This is a genomic window from Nocardia suismassiliense (assembly GCF_900269665.1).
GTDB lineage: Bacteria > Actinomycetota > Actinomycetes > Mycobacteriales > Mycobacteriaceae > Nocardia > Nocardia suismassiliense.
On sequence record NZ_LT985361.1, the window covers coordinates 8121383 to 8139954 of the forward strand.

Sequence of the window (18572 nt, forward strand, 5' to 3'; positions counted from 1 at the left end):
AAGACCACCGCGCGCACGCCGCAGACCACGCCCGCGCCGACCTCCAACGCGGCGCCCACCTCCGGTGCCCCGAAGACGGACGCCCCGGCCGACGAGGCCAAGGTGCTGCGTGGCGCCGCCGCCGCGGTCGCCAAGAACATGGCCTTGTCGCTGTCGATCCCGACCGCGACCAGCGTGCGTGCCATCCCGGCGAAGCTGATGATCGACAACCGGCTGGTCATCAACAACCACCTGGCCCGCACCCGCGGTGGCAAGATCTCGTTCACCCACCTGCTGGGCTACGCGATCGTGCAGGGCATCAAGGCCTTCCCGAACATGAACCGGCACTTCGCCGAGATCGACGGAAAGCCCAACGCCATCACCCCGGCGCACACCAACCTCGGTCTCGCCATCGACCTGCCCGGCAAGGACGGCAGCCGATCGCTGGTCGTCGCGGCCATCAAGGGCACCGAGTCGATGACCTTCGGCCAGTTCCACACCGCCTACGAGGACATCGTGCGCCGCGCCCGCGACGGCAAACTCACCGCCGACGACTTCAGCGGCGTCACCATCTCGCTCACCAACCCCGGCACCATCGGCACCGTGCACTCGGTGCCCCGCCTCATGCCGGGCCAGGGCGCCATCATCGGCGCGGGCGCGATGGAGTACCCGGCCGAGTTCCAGGGCATGAGCGACGAGCGCATCGCCGACATCGGCGTGGGCAAGCTGATGACGCTCACCTCCACCTACGACCACCGCATCATCCAGGGTGCGGAGTCCGGTGACTTCCTGCGCACCATCCACCAGCTGCTGATCTCCGACGAGTTCTACGACGAGATCTTCCACGGCCTCGGCGTGCCGTACGAGCCGGTGCGCTGGCGCAAGGACATTCGCGAACGCGGCGTCGACAAGAGCACCCGCGTGCTCGAGATGATCGCCGCCTACCGCAACCGCGGCCACCTGATGGCGGACACCGACCCGCTGCGGCTGGTCAAGGACAAGTTCCGCAGCCACCCCGACCTCGACGTCACCCAGCACGGCCTGACGCTGTGGGACCTGGACCGCACGTTCAACGTCGGCGGCTTCCACGGCCAGGAGCAGATGAAGCTGCGCGAGGTCCTCTCGGTCCTGCGCGACGCCTACTGTCGGCACGTCGGGGTGGAGTACACCCACATCCTGGAGACCGAGCAGCTGCAGTGGATCCAGGAGCGGGTCGAGCAGAAGCACGTCAAACCGACTGTCGCACAGCAGAAGTACATCCTGAACCGGCTGAACGCGGCGGAGGCCTTCGAGACCTTCCTGCAGACCAAGTACGTCGGGCAGAAGCGCTTCTCGCTGGAGGGCGCCGAGGCCGTCATCCCGATGATGGACGCGACCATCGACCAGTGCGCCGAGCACGGCCTCGACGAGGTCATCATCGGCATGCCGCACCGCGGTCGCCTCAACGTGCTCGCCAACATCGTCGGCAAGCCGTACTCGAAGATCTTCACCGAGTTCGAGGGCAACATGAACCCGGCCGGGGCGCACGGCTCCGGCGACGTGAAGTACCACCTCGGCGCGCACGGCACCTACCTGCAGATGTTCGGCGACAACGAGATCGAGGTTTCGCTCACCGCCAACCCGTCGCACCTCGAGGCGGTCGACCCGGTGCTCGAGGGTCTGGTCCGCGCCAAGCAGGACCTGCTGGACAAGGGCGACGGTCCGGACGGCTACTCCGTCATGCCGCTCATGCTGCACGGTGACGCCGCGTTCGCGGGTCAGGGTGTGGTCGCCGAGACGCTGAACCTGTCCGGGCTGCGCGGCTACCGCGTCGGCGGCACCATCCACATCGTGGTGAACAACCAGATCGGCTTCACCACCGCGCCGGAGAACAGCCGCTCCACCGAGTACTCCACCGACATCGCGAAGTTCATCGGCGCGCCGATCTTCCACGTGAACGGTGACGACCCGGAGGCCTGCGACTGGGTGGCTCGCCTCGCGGTCGACTTCCGGCAGAAGTTCCGCAAGGACGTCGTCATCGACATGGTCTGCTACCGGCGCCGTGGCCACAACGAGGGCGACGACCCGTCGATGACCCAGCCGTCGATGTACGACGTCATCGACACCAAGCGTTCGGTGCGTAAGGCCTACACCGAGAGCCTGATCGGCCGTGGCGACATCTCGCTGAAAGAGGCCGAGGACGCGCTGCGCGACTACCAGGGCCAGCTGGAGCGGGTGTTCAACGAGGTCCGCGAGCTGGAGAAGTACACGCCGGAACCGAGCGAGTCGGTCGAGGACGACCAGAAGGTCCCGACCACCGTGCAGACGGCCGTGGACAAGGCTGTGCTGCAACGCATCGGCGACGCGTTCCTGCACGTGCCCGACGGCTTCAACGTGCACCCGCGCGTCAAGCCGGTGCTGGAGAAGCGCCGCGAAATGGCCTACGAGGGCAAGGTCGACTGGGCCTTCGCCGAGCTGATGGCCTTCGGCACGCTGATCGACGAGGGTCGCGCGGTGCGCCTGACCGGTCAGGACTCGCGCCGCGGCACGTTCACCCAGCGGCACTCGGTGATCATCGACCGCAAGACGGCCGAGGAGTACACCCCGCTGCACAACATCGGCAGCACCAACCCCGGTTGGTTCGCGGTGCACGACTCGGCGCTGAGCGAATACGCCGCCGTCGGTTTCGAATACGGCTACTCGCTGGGCAACCCGAACGCACTCGTGTTGTGGGAGGCGCAGTTCGGTGACTTCGTCAACGGCGCGCAGTCCATCATCGACGAGTTCATCTCCTCCGGTGAGGCCAAGTGGGGTCAGCTCTCCGACGTCGTGCTGCTGCTGCCGCACGGCCACGAGGGTCAGGGTCCCGACCACACCTCCGGTCGGATCGAGCGGTTCCTGCAGTTGTGCGCCGAGGGCTCGATGACGGTCGCCGTGCCGTCCACCCCGGCGAACTACTTCCACCTGCTGCGCCGCCACGCGCTGGACGGCATCCGCCGCCCGATGATCGTCTTCACCCCGAAGTCGATGCTGCGCAACAAGGCCGTCGTATCGGATCTGAAGGACTTCACCGAGAGCAAGTTCCGTTCGGTGTTCGACGAGCCCGCCTACGAGCAGGGCATCGGCGACCGCAGCAAGGTGAAGCGGATCCTGATGACCAGCGGCAAGCTCTACTACGAGCTGGCCGCCGAAAAGGCGAAGCAGAAGCGCGAAGACGTCGCGATCGTGCGGATCGAGCAGCTCTACCCGCTGCCCACCTACCGCCTGAACGAGTCGCTCGACCGCTACACCAACGCGACCGACATCGTGTGGGTCCAGGAGGAACCGGCCAACCAGGGCGCCTGGCCCTTCTTCGGCCTCAACCTCCCCGAGGTCCTCCCCGACCGCCTCGGCAAACTGCGCCGCATCTCCCGCCGCGCCATGTCGGCCCCCTCCTCGGGTTCCAGCAAGGTGCACGCGGTAGAGCAAGCAGAGATCGTCGCCGAAGCCTTCGAACCGACCAGCTAACAGTTCACCGTTGCCCCCGGACGCCGGGTCGAATCCGCTCCTCCCCGAGCGAATCCGACCCGGCGTCCGGCATTTTCCGTGGTCGACAGTGCACAGTGCCGTCAGTAAACTTCGCCACCATGAGCGACGGGGGTACGCCGACAACATCCGGCCAGCAGGTTTCGGTCGTTCCCGAGCAAGTGCGTGACGTCGGGAAGTACGTCTACGAGTTGGCCGAGGCTTTGCGATCGGCGTTGGATGCTGCCGCCAAAGACGTGGACGGATTGACCAACGGAAGCTGGACCGGCGACTCGGCCACCGAGTTCGCCAACGGCTGGACCGACGTGCGAGACGGAGGCGTTGCGATCATGTCGGCCTTGACCGGCATGGCGGAGAAACTCGGCGTCACCGCCGACACGTATCAGGCTCGGGATACAAACAACGCCGCAGCGCTCAACACGTCCACCCTGGACCTGCCATGAGCTCAGAATTCTCGGTCGACTTGGAACACCTCGATCAGATCGTCGCCCGGCTCGCCGGACTGGCCGGATTCGTCGCCGAGCACCTCGATGAAATCGACGACCGCGTCGCGGCGCTGCACGGCACCGGGTGGGAAAGTGTTGCCGCCGACGCCTATTCCGACGCCCACCGTCAATGGGCCACCGGTGCACGCGAATTCGTCGAGGGGGTGCGCGAGATGAGTGATGCGGCGAAAAAGGCGCACGGCCGCTATACCCGAGCGATCGAACTCAACAGCAAGATGCTGCAAGGGGGCTGAGCCGTGCGCATCGACTGGCAGACCTACTACGACGCCGCCAAGAAATGCCACGATCTCGCCACCGAACTGCGCCAGGCCGACAAGCTGGTGCACGACGCCGTCAAAGGCGAGTGCGCAGGCATGGCCGGCGACGCACCCGGCTGCAAAGAATGGGGCGAGAAGTACGACCGCACCGCACGCGACACCATGCAGTCGTGCACGAACCTGGCTGATGCCCTCACCAACTTCGGCTACGTGCTGTACGCGACCGGCTACAACTACGGCATCGGCAACAAGAGCAATCCGCCACCCGCCCGCCCCGATGTTCGCGAGGTACCGCAATACCAGGTCACCATCCCGACCTCGGTGCGCGACAACGGAATCGGCATCGAACACCACGGTGGAGTTCAGGAACTCTTCGATCTCTTGATCGCGCAGATCCTGGAGAAGTTCGGAAAGCTACCCAACGGCGACATCAAGAAACTCGAGAAGGCCTCGTCCACCTGGACAACCTTCGCCAACCACGAGACCGTCACCGGCGCCGCAGCCCGAATCACCACGATCATTGGACTTTTCGACAACATCAAAGACAAGACGAACCTCCCCCCGCTGCTGAACCACCTCGAAACTCTGCGCAACGGCGCAACCCAGGTCGCAGCCGCAACCCAAAACCTCGCCGCGCCGGTCGCCGACTACCACGCGGGCACCGTCCAAGTCCGCGGAAACATCGAATCCTCGATCACCCAAGCCGAATGGGCCATCGGCCTCACCGTAGTCGCCGCCGCGGCCGCCGCCTTCTTCACCTTCGGTGGCAGCGCCGCAGCAGGAGCCGGTGGTGTCGGCGTCATAGTCACCAACACCATCAACACAATCCGCACCGTCTACCAGGGCAGCAATCTCCTCAAAGCAGTAGGCCTGGCCACCGCCGCCGCCGGAGCCGTCGGCGTAATCAAATCCTTCGACAAGGTCCCCGACCTAGGCACCACCCTCACCTCCCTGGCCTCCATCATCGCGATGCGCGTGCTTATCGATGATTCCGACGACATCAATCCGAGCAATCCCAGCGGTGCATTTACGACAGCTTCGCAAACGACGAAGATCAACAAAATTGCCAGCTACTACGATGTTCCGGTGAAGGATGTAAAAGATGCAATCCATCGCATAAAATCGTATAGCGGATGGCGCGGAGACGGCGCCAATAGAAACCCAGATGTCGTGGTAGATTTGGAAACTGGAGAGGTCTACGTAAAGAAGCCAGATGGCACCGCCTCCGACGACAGCATCGGTAATATACGCGAAGAATTGGATAGATAACAGGCGGGCTGAAATGAATCAGGAGATTACGGAATACGAAGACCGGTGGCTGTTGCGCCCTTTGCGGCACAGCCAGGTTACTCATATCGCATGGGGCTCGGACAACTTCGAGCTGTTGCTGGATCCCCCGTTCCGTATCGTCGCCGGTTACAGTGCCGAGCTGTCACCGAGGTCGTTGTCTCGAGATGATCCCAACCGACACGTAATCACTCACTGGCCGACAACCGAGGTCGAGCGAAACCTTTCGGCACCAATCGTCGCCGCAGTCTTTTTCAAGGTCGGCAGCCTACGGCTGGGCTTCCGAAATGGATGGAACATGTTTGTTTCCGACCGACATCCGGACGTTTCTGTTGCAATTTACTCAGACGATACGTTGCTATTTGACCGGTCAGGCATAGTAGATCAGACGAAGTATCCCGTTGTTCAGGTTGATCCATGGACCGGAAACCGAATCATAGCGCCACCCTGGCCACCCAAACCGGCCGATCTCGACATTGACTACGATTCGGACGATATCAACAGCTGATAGCCGAGATCGAGAACGATTTGCTTCGTCGACGACCGGCCTGTCACCACCCGAGATCTACACCGAGGCCCAACCGTCCCTAGCGAGCCCGGTTTGCAACGATGTCACGGTGCATCCTTTGTTGCGGGCGGCCGTCGTTGCCGCCGTGCTCACGCTGACCGCCTGCTCGTCCGAGGATTCGCATCGGCAAGGGGTTGCCTCCGAAATCAAGTCCACGACCGGCAACCGACCTGCGGACCAGCGTGTCGGTGCGCTTGCCGAGGGGACGCGGATGGCTGAGGCGCTCGTGTTGCCGGCTGAGACCGATCCGGCGCTCGTCTATCCGGGCGTCTCCGGGGTGCTGACCAGGTCGATGCTGTTGGTCAGTGTCGGGCACAACGATGTCATCCGGGATGCCGCAACGAGGAACGGCCTTTTGACCGGATTCATCACCTCGAGCTCTGATAGACCGGGTACCTCATTCAATAAAGTTTTCACACACGGCGTCATGCGATTTCCGGACAAGTCGTCGGCAACCCGCGCCGCCGACGCCCTCGCTCACGCGGCATTGACATCGCGGGGGATGCTGGAAACGGAGTCGCGCCACGCTGTTTCACTGCCGGACGCTCCTGATACGCAGTTCAGCCTGTACAACCTCCACAGTATTTCCAGTGGAACCGACCGCGTCGAAAGTATGGCCTTCACGCCGCATGACAAGTTCGTCATCTTCACCATCGTGTCCGCGAGGACCGAGGCAGAAGCGACGGCGGCGACGATACGAGCTGCTGACCTGCAACGCCCATTGCTCGACTCCTTCGCTCCTACGGAGGAGTCCAAATTTGCCGAGCTACCCACCGATCCGGCCGGGATGTATGCGCTGTCCATCGGCGACGAATCCGCCGAGTCCGGTGCTTACGGCCCCCGTGGCGCAGCGCTTTTCGCATACGATCAGCTCAGCACGCTGAAAATATTTCAGGATGTCGGTATGACGGCCATGGGCGTTCGAGGTACCTATACCTACCGCACCCGTGACCCAGAAGCAGCTCAACAGCTCGCGAACGCATTAGCGGAATCCGCCGTTCGCTACCGCAGAATTCGGAACGACATGCTCCTCCCCGCGGCGAGCCCATCAGCCGCAGCAGCCTCGCGCTGCTGGTCGATCGCCGGTGCCGGCAGCAATAGCTGGCACTGCGTCGTATCGGAAGGCACCTACGTCGGCGAAATCTGGGCCGACAACGAAACCCAGGCGCACGACCTGACGACCGAACAACAGCGCGCCTTCGCCGCAGCCCGATGATCCATGTGGCCGCGCCCGCCACCCCGGCCAACCACTAGAGCAGGTTCCGCAGTCCAAGACCATTGGGCCAAAGGTGACTTGACCTATGGAGCTGGCTCTTGACGACGGTTGCAGCGTGCGTCAAGAGGGTGTTTCGTGCGTTGAGTCGTTGTTACGGGGGTTGGGCACCTCGGGGGCTGGAGCCTGGCGTAGGTAGGGATCAGAGGGCTCCGTATAAACCGCCGGCGTCGATGGGGATTGCGGAGCCGCTGATGTAGGACGCTCGGGACGAGAGTAGGAATTCAACTACTGCGGCGACTTCCGCGGGGGTGCCGATGCGGGCGGTGGGGTTTTTGGTGCGTAGGTGGGTGAGGAGTTGGATGTGGAGGCCGCCGAGCATGTCGGTGTCGATGACGCCGGGGCAGACGGCGTTGATGCGGATGTTGTCTCGGGCGTATTCGGCGGCTAAGGCGCGGGTCAGGCCTACTACGGCGTGTTTGCTGGCGGTGTAGGAGACGGAGAGGCTGTCGGCGGCGCGGAGGCCGGCTACCGAGGAGCAGTTGACGATGGCGCCGGTGGCGTTGGCGGACATTATGCGTAGTTCGTGGCGGAGGCAGCGCCAGAGACCTTTGACGTTGACGTCGAAGACGGTGTCGAATTGGGCTTCGGTGGAGTCGTGGAAGCGGGCGCCGCGCAGGATGGTGTCGGTGCCGATCACGCCTGCGGCGTTGAAGGCGCCGGCGAAGTCGGTGGCGTACTTCTCGACGGCGTCGAAGAAGGAGTCGACGTCGGCGGGGAGGGTGACGTCGGCGGCGATGAATTCGACGTTGTCGCCGAGCTTTTCGCACAGCGCGTGCCCGGCGGCGCGGTCCCGTCCGCAGAACACGACGTGGTTGCGTGGGTCGGCGGCGAGCAGTTCGACGGTCGCGGCGCCGATCCCCCTGGTCCCACCGACCACTACGTGAACCGAACGATTTCCCATGCTGTCCAACCTATTCCGCCGCAGCCAGGCGAGAACCCGCTTGCCGCAATCGTTCCACCACATCGATGAGCACTTCGGGGTCGTGTGCCGCGGTTACCGTGGACCGCAACGCACCACCAGGCCGCGAACTCCACGCGCCGGATAGCGGCAACAAGAACACGTCGGCATCCAGCGCCGCATGGAACCAGCGGGCGGTATCCGCGGCGTCCGGAAACAGCAGCGGCACAATCGCGGTCGCGGAGACACCGGTATCGAATCCGGCCGAGTGCAGCGCGGTCGTCCACGTCGCTCGATTCGTCGCGAGCCGCTCCGTCAACTTATCTCCCTCGCGCAGCAGCAGTTCGACGGATTCGGCGGCCAGCGCTGCCGCCATCGGCGAGATCACCGTGGAGAACGTAGCCCCGCGATGCCGGCGCAGCTGCTCGGCGTACGCGCCTGAGCTGGTGACGAACCCGCCGCCACCGACGAACGCCTTGGCGAGCGAGCCGACCCGGACATCGATGCTTCCGGGCATTCCGTAGTGCGCTTCGATACCACGCCCACCCGGACCGAGCTGGCCCACCGAGGACGCCTCGTCGACGAACAGCACAGCGTTCGCGTCCCGGGCGCAGGCGACGAGGCCGGGCAGGTCGGCGATGTCCCCGCCGACGCCGAAGATCGCCTCGCACACGACGACTCGCCGTCCGCGGGTGGGGAAGCGCTGCAGCTGTGCACGCAGGTCATCGGGGTCGTTGTGCCGATAGATGTGCAGCGCGGCACCGCTGAGCAGGCAGCCGTCCAGCAGCGAGCGATGGCACCGCTCATCGATGAACAACGCGTCGTCGGGCCCGGCGATCGCGGGAATGGCGGAGACGTTCGCCAAATATCCGGAGCTGTACAGGGTGATGGCCTCGCATTGCAGCAGGGCCCGCAGTGCATCGGTCAATCGTTGATGTACGACGGTGTAACCATTGATCGCACCGGACCCGTGTGAGCCGAAAGTCGTGGAACTCCGGGCGAACTCGACCATCGCCGCCCGAATATCCGGGTGAGAGTTCAGGCCGAGATAGCTGTTGGAACACAGATGATCGAAGCGCCGACCGCGAAAATGGATCGTGGTTTCGCTGACCTCCGCGGCGGGCCCGAGCAGCGCGCGCACATCGAGCTGCGCCGGCGTCGGCGCACTGGACGGCGGGGTGGCCACCTTGCGAGCTCCGGTATCGAAGAGAGCTTGCACCAGCTCGGCGGCGGTGAGCGCGTTGGTCATACCGGCCCGCGACGCTCCGGGCCCGGCAACCCTGCTGAGCAGCGCGGCGAACCGGAGCGAGTCGATTCCGAGGGCGTCGAACGGCGCATTCATGTCGGGCTCATCGAGTCCCGTTGCGTAGCGCAGATAGTCACGGATTTGCGCCTCGGTACCCGTGGCCGCGGCATCCCCACTCGGCCTCGGCGCGGACAACATCGCACGCAAGGCCGCGACATCGACCTTCCCGTTGCGCGTCATCGGCATACCGGTCACCGTCAGCACGCGCTGCGGCAGCATGTATTTCGGCACCCGCGCCGCAAGCGAGGCCCGAAAGGCCATGGGCTCGAACCGGATCGAATCATGCACGGGAACGAGGAATACCGCCAGCGCCGTGGCGCCGTCGAGCTCGAACCCGATGGTGGCCGCATCCTTCACCGCGGGCATGGTGCGGCACTTCTCCGAGATATGGTCGAGCTCGATGCGGTAGCCGTTGATCTTGACCTGCTGATCCGCGCGCCCCCCGAACATCACCCCGTGGCGGGGCGAACGATAACCGAGGTCGCCGGTCAGATAAGCGGGAATCATGCTGCCCTCCGGTATTCCGCTACAGAACTTCGTCGCGGTCAGCTCGGCATCCCCCGCATAACCCAGCGCGACTTGCGAACTGCGCACCACGATCTGCCCGGTCTGCAACGGCAAGCAGACCCGGCGTCCCGGCGTGACAACGAGAACGTCGACGTCCTTCATGCCCGAACCGACCGGAATGACCTCGGGCACCCCTGCCAACCCGGCGGCACTGGTGTCGACCTCGAAATAGCCGACGGCCCTTTGTGTTTCCGTAGAGCCGTACAGATTCACGATGCGCGCGCCCGGCGCGACCCGGGCCACCGTCTTCACCTGCGCACGGGTCAGCGCCGCGCCGACGAGAAAGACGGCAGCCAGCTCCGACAAAGCATCTTCGGCACCCGCGAGCAGCCGGATCGCCGCCGGATTGACGCACACGACCTGCACCCGATGCTCGGCCAGCCAACGCGGAAAAGCCTCGGTGACAGTCGAATTGCGATGCTCGGGCACCACGATGGTGCCGCCGAGGTAGAGCGGAGTCATGATGTCCCGCTGCAACGGGTCGTGACCGATGCTCGAACACATACCGAACCTGGCGCCGCGCAGCGAGCCGAATCGACTGTCCATCCAATCGAAGAAGTAGGTGAGCGAGCCGTACCGTCCACGCACCGCCTTGGGCGTCCCGGAGGTCCCCGAGGTGAAGGTGATGATCGCGCAGTCGTCGCGCCGGAACCGTTCAACCTCGTATCGACCGGGCTCGACGGCGGATTCGAGCCCGAGCGACGTGAACGCCCCCGCGATGCCCACACCGGCGAGATCGGCCACATGATCGGCGCCCGCGACCCGCGCGCACTCCTCGATATAGCTGGTGGGAGCCTCGGGATCCGCGATCGATACGGTGATCCCGGACTTGAGCGCCGCCACGAAGGTCGCGACGAGCGTCTCATCCCGGTTGGGCACGAGCAGCAGCGTCTCGCCGGCCCGCACGCCGCGCTGCTCGAGGTCGGCGGCGATACCGTCGGCAGTGTGATCCAGTTCGGCGTAGGAGATCGCCTTGGTGGCCGTTTCGATGGCAATCCGCGACGGGTAGTCGCGAGCCATCTGCACGAAACGGGTGACGAACAGGTCCGGCTCGTCGGCCCGAATTCGCTTCTCCAGACTCGGCCCGGTAAACGCTTCTTGCAGAACCACTTCCGCCCGAGCCAAAACCCCCTGAGCCCACGCGCCGGACATCACCTCGACGACCTCGCGCACCTCGACATCACCGTCTTGCGGTAGGGCAACACTGATTTCGCCGCTACCGATGTGCACCGCGGTCAGCGGCCGGAACCGCTCGATCAACTCGAGGTGCCGCGCCGGTTCGACATCGGAAACAAGATGTCCCGCCGCGACATCGACCGCACGCACTACCGGCGAAGCCTTGATCAATGCACACAGATCCGCCAGCGTATGCCGCTCGACATCGACGCCGGACACATCGACCATCCGCAGCCGCGCCGAAGTCGCGATCACAATACTGGCCCGCGCGCTGAATACCCGATCGAGCAGCGCATGCAATGCCACCGCAACTACAAGGGGCTCCCAGTCCACCCGAGCCACGAAAGCACCGGACCGATAAGCGCGATGCAGCGAATTGTTGTCGAGACCGATGGTGTCATTGCTGAACATGCTCAATTGTTTTGTCCCAGTCGTCATATCGTCGCGTCGAACCTTCGCCGCGCTACCTACTGAAGGGCCACTCCCACTCCGACGGTCACCAGCGCAACGCCCACCCCCGTATCGATCCGCCGCCGTGTCCGCGCCTGCGCGAACCGCGCGTGCAGCCACGTCACAACGCTCGTGACGAAGAGGAACCACGCCGTCACCACTGCCACCGCAACCAAAGGGAGCACCACCGCGTCAGTCACCGTCGCCCCGTCCGGAATGAACTGCGGAATCAGCGCGACGAAGAAGACCGCCGTCTTGGGATTGAGGATGCTGCTACCGAAACCACGGCCCAGATCACGCCGGAAACCCTGCGCCACAACAGGTCTGAGCAACACGTCGCCGGTTGTCCGCCGCGCCTGCACCAGCGCATGCACCCCGAGAAAGATCAGATACGCCGCCCCGAGCAGCCGCACCGCGGTGAACGCCTCCGACGACGTCGCGAGCAGAGCCGACACCCCGGTCACCGCCGCGAGCACCCACAGAAACATCCCGGCCGCCACCCCGAGCGTCGCCGCCGCACCGGCCGCCCAGCCGCTCAGCGCCCGGCTCATGATCACCGCGAGGTCCGGCCCGGGGGACGCCGACACCACCAACATCACCCCGGCGAACGCGGCGTATTGCGTGATGGAGGACATCGTTGGGTCCCCTCCCCCTGAACTCCCTGTATCCGGCGGCGGGCTTCGCCGCAATGCGCTCGGAAGGCATTGGGATAAACGCTATCTCGTCACCCGACAGACGTCATGACAGGAATTCTGGGTGCAGCATGACAACAACTTGCCCCCGGTCGGGGGGTTGTTCAGGCGCGCAATGCAGCGGTAAGTTCCGGGCTCAACGCAAGCGCGGGTAGCGATTCCACCAGCAATTCGATGAGTTGCGCCCGCGGAATGGGTTTTTCGCTCATCCAGGTGAGAATTGTTTCCTCCACGAAGGCGATCCACCCGCGAATGGCCAGCTTCAGCCGCGGCCGATCGGGATCGTCCGGCGGGATCGGAATCTCGGTGAGTACGAGTTCGGCGATGGCGCTGCGGGATTCGTTGACGTAGGTGACCATGCCCGGGTTGTAGCTCGACGGACCGCGCAGGATCGCGTGGTAGGCGGCCCGGTTCTGCTCGACGTAGTCGACGTAGCGCTCGACCGAGTCGCGCAGCATGTCGAACAGGCCGAGGCTGCGGTCCGGCGCCGTCGCGAGCAGGAACTCGGCGCTGACCTGCCGGGCGATGGCCTCATGAAATTCGTTCACCGAGGCGAAGTAGTGGAACAGCAGGCCGCGTGAGATGCCCGCCTGCTTGGCGATGTCCTCGACGGAGATATCTTCCAGTGCCCGCTCGGCGAGCATCTCGGCACCGAGGGTGATCAGTTGTAGTCGGCGCTCGTCCGGGCTGAGCCGGACGCGCTTGGTCTCTCCTGAACCGGAACGACTGCTACTCACACCGACATCCTACTGAACGTGATTCAATACTGTTGACTGCTGCTCAATAAGCCTCTACGCTCGGTTATATGAGTCGCAAGGTTACAGACAAAGCTGTCGGCGACCGGCCCGTCCGCCGTGTCAAGACGATCATCATCGGTGGCGGATTCTCGGGCCTAGGCCTAGCCATCCGCCTGAGCCAGCAGGGTCGAAACGACTATCTGGTGCTCGAACGCGGTAACGATGTCGGCGGCACCTGGCGCGACAACACCTACCCCGGCGCCGCCTGCGACGTGCCCTCGCACCTGTACTCCTACTCGTTCGCACTCAACCCGGACTGGTCACGCTCGTTCTCCCGCCAAGGCGAGATCCAGCAGTACATCAAGGGCGTCGCCGAGAAGTACCAGGTCCTCGACAAGCACGTCTTCAACTGCGACGTCACCAGCGCACGGTGGAACAACGACACCGCCGAGTGGGAAGTCGAGTCGTCCAAGGGCAGCTTCGTCGCCGACACCCTCGTCTCCGCGATCGGCGCGCTCTGTGAGCCCGCGCTGCCGGATATCAAGGGCATCAACGACTTCGAGGGCGAGATCTTCCACTCCGCCCGATGGAACCACGACGCCGACCTGACTGGCAAACGCGTCGCGATCATCGGCACCGGCGCCTCGTCCATCCAGATCGTGCCCGCCATCGCGGACAAGGTCGCCCACCTCGACGTCTACCAGCGCACCGCGCCCTGGCTGCTCCCCCGCATCGACCGCCCGTACACCAAGGCCGAACACCTCGCCTTCAAGTACGTGCCGGGCTTCCAGCGGCTGTCCCGCGCCGCCATCTACGCCGCCCGCGAGACCCAGGTGGTCGGCCTGGCCAAGTTCCCCGCGCTGATGCAGGCGTTCGAGCTGATCGCCCGGGCCAAGCTGCGGTACGAGGTCCCCGATCCGGAACTGCGCGCCAAGGTGACGCCGAACTTCCGGATCGGCTGCAAACGCATGCTGATCTCGAACAACTACTACCCCGCGATCAGCCGCGACAACGTCGACGTGGTCACCGACGGCATCACCGAGGTGCGGGCGAACTCGATCGTCACCGAGGACGGCACCGAGCGGGAGATCGACGCGCTCATCGTGGCGACCGGCTTCCACGTCACCGATTCGCCGACCTACGAGACCATCTCGGGTCGCGACGGTCGCACGCTCAGCGAGGTGTTCGACGAGATCGGTCAGCAGGCCTACAAGGGCGCGACCATCGCCAACTTCCCCAATATGTTCTTCCTGCTCGGCCCGAACGTCGGCCTCGGCCACACCTCGATGGTGTACATGATCGAGTCGCAGCTCAACTACGTGGCCGACGCACTGGCCACCGTCGATCGGCTCGGCCTGAAAACCGTCGAGGTGCGCCGCGACGTGCAGGACGAATACAACGTGGACCTGCAGCGCAAGCTCAGCAAGAGCGTCTGGATCAATGGTGGCTGCGCCAGCTGGTACCTGGACAAGCACGGCAACAACACCACGCTGTGGCCGGACTTCACCTTCGAATTCCGTAGGCTCACCAAGAATTTCGACTTGTCCGCCTATGAAACGACCAAAACGTCCCGAGCCGATGTGAAAGTGGGAGCACAGTGAGCAAAGACGCTTACTTCGTCGACAAGGTTTGTGTGATCACCGGAGCAGGCTCCGGTATCGGTCGCGCACTCGCTGAAAACCTGGCCAAGCGCGGCGCCAAACTCGCGCTGTCCGATATCGACACCGACGGTCTGGCCGAGACCGTGCGCCGCTGCGAACAGCTCGGCGCCGAGGTGAAATCCGATCGGATCAACGTGGCCGAGCGCGAGGCCGTGCTGCTCTACGCCGACGCGGTGCACGCCCACTTCGGCAAGGTGCACCAGGTCTACAACAACGCGGGCATCGCCTACCACGGTGACGTGATCAAGTCCGAGTTCAAGGACATCGAGCGCATCATGGACGTCGACTTCTGGGGCGTCGTCAATGGCACCAAGGCGTTCCTGCCGTTCCTGATGGAGTCCGGCGACGGACACGTGGTCAACGTGTCCAGCCTGTTCGGGCTGATCGCGGTGCCCGGCCAAAGTGCTTACAACGCAGCCAAATTCGCGGTGCGCGGGTTCACCGAGTCGCTGCGTCAGGAGATGCTGGTCGGCAAGCACCCGGTCAAGGTCACCTGCGTGCACCCCGGCGGCATCAAGACCGCCGTCGCGCGCAACGCCACCTGGGCCGAGGGCATCGACGGCAAGAAGGCCGCCTCGATGTTCGACGCGAAGCTGGCCATGCACACACCGGAAATGGCCGCACAGACCATCACCGAAGGCGTGCGCAAGGGCCACGGGCGCGTGCTGATCGGCTGGGAGGCCAAGCTGCTCGACGTGTTCGTCCGGGTCACCGCCTCCGGTTACCAGCGCATCGCCGCCGTCGTGAATCGCCCGTTCCTACCCTGATTCGAGTTTGACCCATGCGGGATCTCAACCTTCCGATGCCCGTCGCACGAGCGGTGCTGCGTCCCATCTTCCGTGCCACGCTGAACCAGCGAGCACCGTGGTGGCTGCAGCGCCGCTTGCTCGAACTGGGCTCGGTAGCGCAATTGGTGCCCGCGGGCACCACCGTGCAACGGATTCGACTCGGCGGCAGGCCCGCCGAACGCCTCACGGCCACCCCGACGCCCACCGGCGCGGTGCTTTACCTGCACGGCGGCGGTTACGCGGTCGGCTCGCCGGCCACCCATCGATCGCTGGCCGCCCGGCTCGCGCACCAAACCGGTGCTGCCGTCTACGTTCCCGACTACCGACTGGCTCCGGAGCATCCGTTCCCCGCCGCGCTCGACGACGCCGAGGCGGCGTTCCTCGAGCTGGTGGAGAGTGCGGGCTACCGCCCGGACCAGATCGCCCTGTCCGGTGATTCGGCGGGCGGCGGATTGTCGCTCGCCACCGCCCAGCGGCTGATCGCCCGGCACGGGCACACTCCGGCCGCGCTCGGCCTGATCGCGCCGTGGACCGACCCGAACCAGATCCCGGAACGCGACGGCGACCTGGTGATCAACCGGCTGTGGTCGCGCGCCTGCGCCGCCGCCTATCTCGGCGACGGAGACTCGAGTGATCCTGGTTACGCGCCGCTCACCGGCGTATTAGTCGGGTTGCCGCCGACCTACGTCCAGGTCGACGTCGACGAGTTGCTGCACGGGCAATGCGGGGACCTGGTCGCCGCACTACGCGCTGCCGGGGTAACGGTGCGATTCACCGAGAGCAACGGCCTGTGGCACGTTGCGCAACTCCAGGCCGCACTGGTCGCCCCCGCCGCCGCGGCGCTCAGCGAACTGGCCGCGTTCCTGCGGGAAGCGATTCAACCGGCGGATGTCCGGGACTTAGGATAACTACGAAGCGGGTCCGTAGCTCGGGTGTTACGCACGGATCCGTTTCTGGTGGTCGACCTCACGGCCCTGACACAGGTGTCGTAGATTACTGACGAGTAAACCCACGTGGAAGGGCACTGATGCGAGAGTTCGAAGTCCCGGCTTCCTACACCATTCCGGAAGACGCGAACAATTCCGACAACGTCTTCCGGCATGCCGAGCAGTCGCCCGACGCGGTGCTGTTCAATGTGCCGGCCGGCAACGGTGGCTGGCGGGATGTGACGGCCGCGGAGTTCGCGAAGACCGTCACCGGCGTCGCCAAGGGCTTGATCGCCTCGGGCATCGAACTCGGTGACCGGGTCGCCATCATGGCCCCCACCCGCTACGAGTGGGCCGTGCTCGACTTCGCCATCTGGGCCGTCGGCGGCTGCACCGTCGCCATCTACGACAGCTCGGCGGCCGAGCAGGCCAAGTGGATCCTGCAGGACTCCGCCACCAAGCTGCTGATCGTCGACAGCGACAAGCACCGCGCCACCATCGATGAGATCGAGGCGGGCGCGCTGACGGAGCTGAAGGAGACCCTGCAGATCGACAAGGGTGTCGTCGACGAGCTGATCAGCCGCGGCGCCGAGCTGGACGACCAGCTCGTGCACGACCGGCGCAAGCAGGTGAACGCCGCCTCGGCCGCCACCCTTATCTACACCTCCGGCACCACCGGTCGCCCCAAGGGCGTCATGCTCACCCACGCCAACCTGTACGCCGAGTCCAGGTCCGACGGGATCGCGCTGGCCACCTTCATCCGGCCGGGCAAGAAGACGCTGATGTTCCTGCCGCTGGCGCACGTCTTCGCCCGCGCGGTCGCGCTGGTCGCGTTCGACGCCAAGGTGACCGTCGCGCACACCTCCGACTGGTCCACCCTGGTCGACCAGTTCGGCACGTACAAGCCGCACTTCATCCTGTCGGTGCCGCGCGTGTTCGAGAAGGTGTTCAACAGCGCGAAGCAGAAGGCGCACGACGGCGGCAAGGGCAAGATCTTCGACGCCGCCGCGGACACCGCCATCGCGTGGAGCGAGGCGATCGACAACGGCGGTCCCGGGCTGGTGCTCAAGCTCAAGCACGCGCTGTTCGACAAGCTGGTCTACAGCAAGCTGCGCACCGCGCTCGGCGGCCAGTGCGACGCCGCGGTCTCCGGCGGCGGCCCGCTCGGCGCGCGCCTGGGCCACTTCTTCCGCGGCGTCGGCGTCACCATCTACGAGGGCTACGGACTCACCGAGACCACCGCGGCGATCACCGTGAACACCCCCGAGAACATCCGGGTGGGTTCGGTGGGTCAGCCGATCCAGGGCCACGCCGCCAAGATCGCTGAGGACGGCGAGCTGCTGCTGCGCGGCTCGGTGGTGTTCGACGGCTACTGGGGTAACCCGGCGGCCACCGAGGAAGCCTTCCAGGACGGCTGGTTCAAGACCGGCGACCTCGGCGCCATCGACGCGGACGGCTTCATCACCATCACCGGCCGCAAGAAGGAACTCATCGTCACCGCGGGCGGCAAGAACGTGTCCCCCGCGCTGCTCGAGGACTCGCTGCGGGCGCACCCGCTGATCAGTCAGGTGATGGTGGTCGGCGACGGGCAGCCGTTCATCGCCGCGCTGATCACGCTGGATCCGGAGGCGCTGCCGGGCTGGCAGAAGAACCACAACGTGCCCGCGGACACCCCGATCGAGAAGCTGATCGAGAACCCGGAGCTGGTCGCCGAGATCGACGCGGCGGTCGCCGAGACCAACAAGAAGGTCTCGCATGCCGAGGGGATCAAGAAGGTCAGCATCCTGCCGGTCGACTGGACGCAGGAGGGTGGCGAACTCACCCCGAAGCTGTCGCTCAAGCGCGCGGTCGTGATGAAGCAGCACGCCGACGATGTAGCGAAGATCTACAGCTGAGCTGAACCGCCTGGAGGCGTCGCCCGCGAGGTTTCCTCGCGTGCGGCGCCTTTCGGCTATGTACAGGCGGCGATCCGGTCGGCTCTGGCTGCCGGTGGG

Annotated in this window: 14 protein-coding genes; 10 read left to right on the plus strand and 4 right to left on the minus strand. The window is 65.0% G+C overall.

Annotated elements, in window-relative coordinates:
• The 6 genes from DBO33_RS36295 to DBO33_RS36315 all read left to right on the plus strand — a co-directional run.
• Positions 1-3465 (plus strand): multifunctional oxoglutarate decarboxylase/oxoglutarate dehydrogenase thiamine pyrophosphate-binding subunit/dihydrolipoyllysine-residue succinyltransferase subunit (locus DBO33_RS36295; protein WP_234391239.1); only part of this gene is annotated, 3465 nt, incomplete at its 5' end.
• A 119-nt stretch (positions 3466-3584) separates the two neighbouring features.
• On the plus strand, positions 3585-3926 hold the full coding sequence (locus tag DBO33_RS36300; protein WP_107659067.1) for a WXG100 family type VII secretion target: 342 nt from the start codon (positions 3585-3587) through the stop codon (positions 3924-3926).
• Entirely contained in the window at positions 3923-4222 is a 300-nt protein-coding gene (locus DBO33_RS36305) for a WXG100 family type VII secretion target (RefSeq protein WP_107659068.1), read from the plus strand. The genes DBO33_RS36300 and DBO33_RS36305 overlap by 4 nt, the downstream gene beginning before the upstream one ends.
• 3 nt (positions 4223-4225) lie before the next feature.
• The gene (locus DBO33_RS36310) at positions 4226-5515 is read left to right on the plus strand and encodes a hypothetical protein (RefSeq protein ID WP_234391240.1); all 1290 of its coding nucleotides are present in this window, start codon (positions 4226-4228) and stop codon (positions 5513-5515) included.
• 13 nt (positions 5516-5528) lie between these two features.
• Positions 5529-6041: a hypothetical protein gene (locus tag DBO33_RS43265; protein WP_159080698.1), complete on the plus strand. Its 513-nt coding sequence runs from the start codon at positions 5529-5531 to the stop codon at positions 6039-6041.
• 109 nt (positions 6042-6150) lie between these two features.
• Positions 6151-7317, plus strand: a complete 1167-nt coding sequence (locus tag DBO33_RS36315) for a DUF7373 family lipoprotein (RefSeq protein ID WP_159080699.1) — start codon at positions 6151-6153, stop codon at positions 7315-7317.
• Between the two features lie 199 nt (positions 7318-7516).
• On the opposite strand, the gene DBO33_RS36320 is transcribed toward DBO33_RS36315, so the two are convergent.
• The 4 genes from DBO33_RS36320 to DBO33_RS36335 all read right to left on the minus strand — a co-directional run bounded on the left by DBO33_RS36320 (position 7517) and on the right by DBO33_RS36335 (position 13203).
• A complete protein-coding gene (locus DBO33_RS36320) occupies positions 7517-8278 on the minus strand; it encodes an SDR family NAD(P)-dependent oxidoreductase (protein WP_107660897.1) in 762 nt (253 codons plus the stop codon).
• 10 nt (positions 8279-8288) lie between these two features.
• Complete coding sequence (locus tag DBO33_RS36325) at positions 8289-11762, minus strand: aminotransferase class I/II-fold pyridoxal phosphate-dependent enzyme (protein WP_107659070.1); 3474 nt, start codon at positions 11760-11762, stop codon at positions 8289-8291.
• A gap of 29 nt (positions 11763-11791) precedes the next feature.
• The gene (locus DBO33_RS36330; RefSeq protein ID WP_107659071.1) at positions 11792-12409 is read right to left on the minus strand and encodes a LysE family translocator; all 618 of its coding nucleotides are present in this window, start codon (positions 12407-12409) and stop codon (positions 11792-11794) included.
• Between the two features lie 161 nt (positions 12410-12570).
• On the minus strand, positions 12571-13203 hold the full coding sequence (locus tag DBO33_RS36335) for a TetR/AcrR family transcriptional regulator (protein ID WP_107659072.1): 633 nt from the start codon (positions 13201-13203) through the stop codon (positions 12571-12573).
• Positions 13204-13271: 68 nt separating this feature from the next.
• Here DBO33_RS36335 and DBO33_RS36340 point away from each other — a divergent pair, with 68 nt between their 5' ends.
• The 4 genes from DBO33_RS36340 (at position 13272) to DBO33_RS36355 (ending at position 18473) form a co-directional block, all read left to right on the plus strand.
• Positions 13272-14804, plus strand: coding sequence for a flavin-containing monooxygenase (locus DBO33_RS36340; protein ID WP_107659073.1), 1533 nt, complete (start codon positions 13272-13274; stop codon positions 14802-14804).
• Positions 14801-15631: an SDR family NAD(P)-dependent oxidoreductase gene (locus DBO33_RS36345; RefSeq protein ID WP_107659074.1), complete on the plus strand. Its 831-nt coding sequence runs from the start codon at positions 14801-14803 to the stop codon at positions 15629-15631. Before DBO33_RS36340 ends, DBO33_RS36345 begins: the two co-directional genes overlap by 4 nt.
• 14 nt (positions 15632-15645) lie before the next feature.
• A complete protein-coding gene (locus DBO33_RS36350) occupies positions 15646-16560 on the plus strand; it encodes an alpha/beta hydrolase (RefSeq protein ID WP_107659075.1) in 915 nt (304 codons plus the stop codon).
• Positions 16561-16679: 119 nt separating this feature from the next.
• The gene (locus DBO33_RS36355) at positions 16680-18473 is read left to right on the plus strand and encodes an AMP-dependent synthetase/ligase (protein WP_107659076.1); all 1794 of its coding nucleotides are present in this window, start codon (positions 16680-16682) and stop codon (positions 18471-18473) included.
• The last annotated feature ends 99 nt before the right edge of the window (positions 18474-18572 follow it).

Coding starts and splice junctions, on each gene's coding strand:
- DBO33_RS36300 (WP_107659067.1), top strand. CDS start 3,585: ATGAGCGACGGGGGTACGCCGACAACATCCGGCCAGCAGGTTTCGGTC.
- DBO33_RS36305 (WP_107659068.1), top strand. CDS start 3,923: ATGAGCTCAGAATTCTCGGTCGACTTGGAACACCTCGATCAGATCGTC.
- DBO33_RS43265 (WP_159080698.1), top strand. CDS start 5,529: ATGAATCAGGAGATTACGGAATACGAAGACCGGTGGCTGTTGCGCCCT.
- DBO33_RS36320 (WP_107660897.1), bottom strand. CDS start 8,278: ATGGGAAATCGTTCGGTTCACGTAGTGGTCGGTGGGACCAGGGGGATC.
- DBO33_RS36325 (WP_107659070.1), bottom strand. CDS start 11,762: ATGACGACTGGGACAAAACAATTGAGCATGTTCAGCAATGACACCATC.
- DBO33_RS36330 (WP_107659071.1), bottom strand. CDS start 12,409: ATGTCCTCCATCACGCAATACGCCGCGTTCGCCGGGGTGATGTTGGTG.
- DBO33_RS36340 (WP_107659073.1), top strand. CDS start 13,272: ATGAGTCGCAAGGTTACAGACAAAGCTGTCGGCGACCGGCCCGTCCGC.
- DBO33_RS36350 (WP_107659075.1), top strand. CDS start 15,646: ATGCGGGATCTCAACCTTCCGATGCCCGTCGCACGAGCGGTGCTGCGT.
- DBO33_RS36355 (WP_107659076.1), top strand. CDS start 16,680: ATGCGAGAGTTCGAAGTCCCGGCTTCCTACACCATTCCGGAAGACGCG.